This window comes from Mesorhizobium sp. M4B.F.Ca.ET.089.01.1.1, from assembly GCF_004022605.1.
Lineage (GTDB): Bacteria > Pseudomonadota > Alphaproteobacteria > Rhizobiales > Rhizobiaceae > Mesorhizobium > Mesorhizobium abyssinicae.
Genome location: NZ_RZOS01000410.1, coordinates 1 through 5,095, shown reverse-complemented (window position 1 = coordinate 5,095; position 5,095 = coordinate 1). Strand labels below are relative to the sequence as shown.

Genomic DNA, 5,095 nt, shown 5'->3' with positions numbered 1-5,095 from the left:
ATCGAGGTCAACATCCATCCCGCCGCCAACTGGCAGGACTGTGTGGCGACGACGACCGCGATCTACGAGGAGCCGCGACTGCCGCGCCTCCTCGTAGATCGCGGTCGTCGTCGCCACACAGTCCTGCCAGTTGGCGGCGGGATGGATGTTGACCTCGATGACGCCGGGATCGGGCGCGACACGGATGACGTTAAGGCGCGGATCGTGCGGCGGGCCGTAGCCCTCGATATGCACCGGCAGGCCGATGGTCTTTGCCGCATTTTCGGCCGCCGCCACCAGTTCGAGATAGTCTTCCAGCGCCTCGACCGGCGGCATGAACACGCAGAGCCGCCCGTCGCGCGGCTCGACGGTGAGCGCTGTGCGCACGGCACCGCCGATCTCGGTGATCTCCTGCTCGACACGGTCCTGCTGGCCGGCTACCGCGGTGAAGGACACCGCCTGCTGGCGGCGCGCCATTTCGTCGGCGCCTTCAAGCTCCGCCGGAGCGGCTCCCGGCAGGATAGCCTCGCGCGCCGGCAGCGGGCCGCGCGGCAGCGACGGATCGACCGGGACGATGTAGGGGAATTGCGCCGGCGGCACATAGGGCAGTGTGCCGAGCGGCAACCGATAGCCGACCGGTGAATCGCCGGGAACCAGGAACAGCCGGCCGCGCCTGGTCTTCCATTTCTCCGAGCGCCAGCGCTGGCCGGCAGCCTGGCTGTTCCAGCGCTGGACCGGCAGCACATAACCCGACGGCTTGGTCAGCCCGCGCTCGAACACGCGCGCCATGCGGCTGCGCTCTTCCGGATCCTCGAGCTTGGAATTGGAGGGATCGACATTGTCCGGCAGCTTGCCTTCCTTGAGCAGCCACTCGGCCGGGTCCTCATAGGCCTCGCTGACCATCGCCTCGTCGATGCCGAGCTCGCCGGCGATCGCCGTCAGCAGGCTTTGCGCCTGTTCGGGACCCACCGCGACGCTGCACTTTTCGCGCGCGATCAGCGACGGGTCGCTCCACACCGGCTGGCCATCGATGCGCCAATACAGCGAGAAGGTCCAGCGCGGCAGGCTCTCGCCCGGATACCATTTGCCTTGGCCGTAATGGAGAAAACCGCCCGGAGCGAAACGCTCGCGCAATCGGCGGATCAACTCGTCCGCCTTGCCGCGTTTGGTCGGGCCCACGGCGGCGGTGTTCCACTCGGCGGATTCGAAATCGTCGATCGACACGAAGGTCGGCTCACCATGGGCGGCGAGCGGCACGTGGCTTTCGCCGGTGAGCAGGCCCGAGGTCGGATCGAAACCGATCCAGCCGGCGCCGGGGATATAGACCTCGCACCAGGCGTGCAGGTCGGTGAAGTCGACCGCGGTGCCGGGCGGCCCGTCGAGCGAGACCAGATCGGGCTTGAGCTGGATCAGGTAGCCGGAGACGAAGCGCGCGGCGATGCCGAGATTGCGCAGGATCTGCACCAGCAGCCAGCTCGAATCCCGGCACGACCCCTTGGCGGCGGCGAGCGTCTCCTCCGGCGAGAAGACGCCCGTCTCCATGCGCACGATATAGGCGATCTCGCGCTGCAGCCGCGCATTGATGTCGACGAGGAAATTGACGGTGTTCCTGGAGCCGCGGTCGATGGTCTCCAGGAAAGCCGAGAGCAGCGGTCCGGCCGGCTCCGGCGTCCGGTAGATGGCGAGGTCTTCCCTGATCTCTTCCGGATACTCGAACGGGAAAGTCTCGGCCGATTCCTCGACGAAGAAATCGAATGGATTGTAGACCGTCATGTCGGCGACGAGATCGACCTCGATCTTGAGTTCGGTCACCGGCTCCGGGAAGACGAAGCGCGCGAGGAAGTTGCCGTAGGGGTCCTGCTGCAGATTGACGAAATGGTTCTTCGGCTCGACCTTCAGCGAGTGGCTGAGCACCTTGGTGCGCGAATGCGGCGCCGGCTGCAGCCGGATGACCTGGGGCCCGAGAACCACCGAACGGTCGTATCTGTAGTGGGTCAGGTGGTGGACGGCTGCCAGAATTGCCATGGGGCCCCTGAGTTCGGCGTTTCAATTCGCCGAACCCTGACACAAATGCAGGCCATTCTCCAAGCAGAGATGTTGCGCTGCACCTAATTTAACGCCTTGTTGCGCCTCGCCGTGCTTTCCCGACCTCGAGCAGGTCGACCCCACTCCGTCGAGCTGCGCTCGACACCTCTCCCCCGATCGACGGGGGAGAGGAAAGGGTGAGCCAGCTCAGCTGGAGCCCCTTCCTCTCCCTCCGGAGGGGGGAGAGGTGGCGCCGCGAAGCGGCGACGGAGTGGGGGAAGGCGGTCCTCAATCGCGCAGCCGTTAGTAACGCGATCGGCAATCCACTCAGACGCGCAGATTGCCTGTATGGCGCCGTCCCGGTCTAGAAAAACGCCTGGATGCTTGTCTGCGCCCGTCCGAGGATCAACGCATGCACGTCATGCGTGCCCTCATAGGTATTGACCGTCTCCAGGTTCTGCGCATGGCGCATGACGTGGTAGCCGATCTGGATGCCGTTGCCGCCATGCATGTCGCGGGCCTGGCGGGCGATGTCGAGCGCCTTGCCGCAATTGTTGCGCTTGACGATCGAGATCATCTCCGGCGCCATCTTGCCCTCGTCCATCAGCCGCCCGACGCGCAATGAGCCCTGCAGGCCGAGCGCGATCTCGGTCTGCATGTCGGCGAGCTTCTTCTGAAAGAGCTGCGTTCCGGCGAGCGGCTTGCCGAACTGCTTGCGGTCGAGGCCGTACTGCCGCGCCCGATGCCAGCAATCCTCGGCCGCCCCCATCGCGCCCCAGGAGATGCCGTAGCGCGCCCGGTTGAGACAGCCGAACGGCCCCTTCAGGCCAGAAACATTGGGCAGCAGCGCCTCCTCGCCGACCTCGACACCTTCCATCACCACCTCGCCGGTGATCGACGCGCGCAGCGACAGCTTGCCGCCGATCTTCGGCGCCGACAGCCCCTTCATGCCCTTCTCCAGCACGAAGCCGCGGATCTGGTTGTCGTGCGCGGCCGATTTCGCCCAGACGACGAAGACATCGGCGATCGGGGCGTTGGAGATCCACATCTTGGAGCCGGAAAGCCTGTAGCCGTTCGTCGTTTTCTCGGCGCGCGTCTTCATGCCGCCGGGGTCGGAGCCGGCATCCGGTTCGGTGAGGCCGAAGCAGCCGATCCATTCGCCGGAGGCCAGCTTCGGCAGGTACTTCTTGCGCTGTTCTTCCGATCCGTAGGCATGAATAGGATACATCACCAGCGACGACTGCACGCTCATCATCGAGCGGTAGCCGGAATCGATGCGCTCCACCTCGCGCGCCACCAAGCCGTAGGTCACGTAATTGGCGCCGAGACCGCCATACTCCTCGGGAATGGTGATGCCGAGCAGGCCCGCCTCGCCCATCTCACGGAAGATCGAGGGATCGGTCTGCTCGTCGAGATAGGCCTCCTCGATGCGCGGCGCGAGCTTGTCGGCCGCGAAGGCCGCCGCGCCGTCGCGCACCATGCGCTCATCCTCGGAAAGCTGGCCCTCGATCAGGAAGGGATCGTTCCAGACGAAGGAATTCTTCTCGGCGGCCATGGCCTCACTCTCCCGGCAAAATCTTGAATTGCCCGGCTTATCGACCTCCGCACGGAAAAAATCAAACAAAATTGCATCACAGATCAATGAGCGTTAGTAATGGATTATGAACGTCCAGCGCCGCCTCCTGCCCACCACAGCCGCCCTCGCCGCCTTCGAGGCGGTGGCGCGGCTAGGCTCGTTCACCGCCGCCGCCCGCGAACTCGACCTCACGCAAGGCGCCGTCAGCCGGCAAATCAGCCTCTTGGAAGAGCAGTTCGGACGCCGGCTGTTCGAGCGCGACAGCCGCAATGTCCGGCTGTCGACGGCGGGCGATATCTATGCCGAAGCGGTGCGCTCAGCACTTGGTCAATTGCGCGACGCCGCTCTCGGATTGATGAGCAATCGACATAGCGGCGCGCTGAACCTGGCAATCCTGCCAACCTTCGGCACACGCTGGCTGATGCCACTGATCCCGGATTTCGTCGCCCGCCACCCCGACATCACCATCAACTTCGCCACCCGCATCGGCCGCTTCGACTTCGCCCGCGAGAGGCTGGATGCCGCAATCCATCACGGCATGCCCGACTGGCCGGATGCCGACTGCACGCTGCTGATGCGCGAAACCGTGATGCCGGTGGTTTCGCCCGAATTCCTGGCCAGCCGCGACGTCGCCACGCCGGCCGATATCAGCCGCCTGCCGCTGCTGCACATGGCGACGCGTCCTGGCGCCTGGAGCGAATGGTTCGAGGAGCAGGGTCTCAGCGCACCGACTGGGCCGGGCATGCAGTTCGAGCAGTTCGGCACAGTCGCCCAGGCCTGCATGGCGGGGCTCGGCGTGGCGCTGCTGCCGGAAATCCTGATTGCCGGAGAACTGCAGCGCGGCCAGTTGCTGCCGGCCCCCGGCCAGCCGATGCAGAGCCGCAGCGCCTACTATCTGGTCGTGCCCCACGACAAGCGCGGCCATCCACCGGTTGCCAGTTTTCGCGACTGGCTGCTGGGCCAGGTTGAAAAGGAGCCGGCTTTCCTGGCCTGGTAACTACTTGCGCTTCATCGCCTCGGCGAGCGCCGCGCCGAACGCACCCTGAGATGGCCGCTCCGGCTGGCGTTGCGGTGCTGGCGAGCGCGGCGCCGGCTTGCCGCCACCGTCACGCTGGCCGCTGCGCGCCGCTTCACCTTCGCCGCCATCCTTGCGCATCGACAGGCCGATACGCTTGCGCTTGATGTCGACGTCGACGACGCGCACCTTCACCACGTCGCCCGCCTTCACCACCTCATGCGCATCCTTGATGAAGCGGTCGGCCAGCTGCGAGACGTGGACCAGCCCGTCCTGATGCACACCGATGTCGACGAAGGCGCCGAAAGCGGCGACATTGGTGACGGTGCCTTCGAGCTGCATGCCCGGCTTCAGGTCCTTGATGTCGTCAACCCCCTCGGCAAAGGTCGCCGTCTTGAAACCAGGACGCGGATCGCGGCCGGGCTTTTCCAGCTCCGCAAGGATGTCGCGCACCGTCGGCAGGCCGAAGCGCTCGTCGACGAAGACACGCGGATCGAGCG

At 65.6% G+C, this 5,095-nt stretch carries 4 protein-coding genes; 1 reads left to right on the top strand and 3 read right to left on the bottom strand.

Annotated elements, in window-relative coordinates; translation table 11 throughout:
- The coding region (locus tag EN780_RS27190; protein WP_245500155.1) for a transglutaminase family protein at positions 1 to 2,004 on the bottom strand (2,004 nt) is incomplete at its 3' end.
- A 364-nt stretch (positions 2,005 to 2,368) separates the two neighbouring features.
- Complete coding sequence (locus tag EN780_RS27185) at positions 2,369 to 3,559, bottom strand: acyl-CoA dehydrogenase (RefSeq protein WP_128275839.1); 1,191 nt, start codon at positions 3,557 to 3,559, stop codon at positions 2,369 to 2,371.
- A 106-nt stretch (positions 3,560 to 3,665) separates the two neighbouring features.
- Here EN780_RS27185 and EN780_RS27180 point away from each other — a divergent pair, with 106 nt between their 5' ends.
- Entirely contained in the window at positions 3,666 to 4,577 is a 912-nt protein-coding gene (locus EN780_RS27180) for a LysR family transcriptional regulator (protein WP_127391477.1), read from the top strand.
- Here the strand turns inward: EN780_RS27180 and EN780_RS27175 are convergent.
- A partial coding sequence (locus EN780_RS27175) for a S1 RNA-binding domain-containing protein (RefSeq protein WP_128275838.1) occupies positions 4,578 to 5,095 on the bottom strand: 518 nt, incomplete at its 5' end.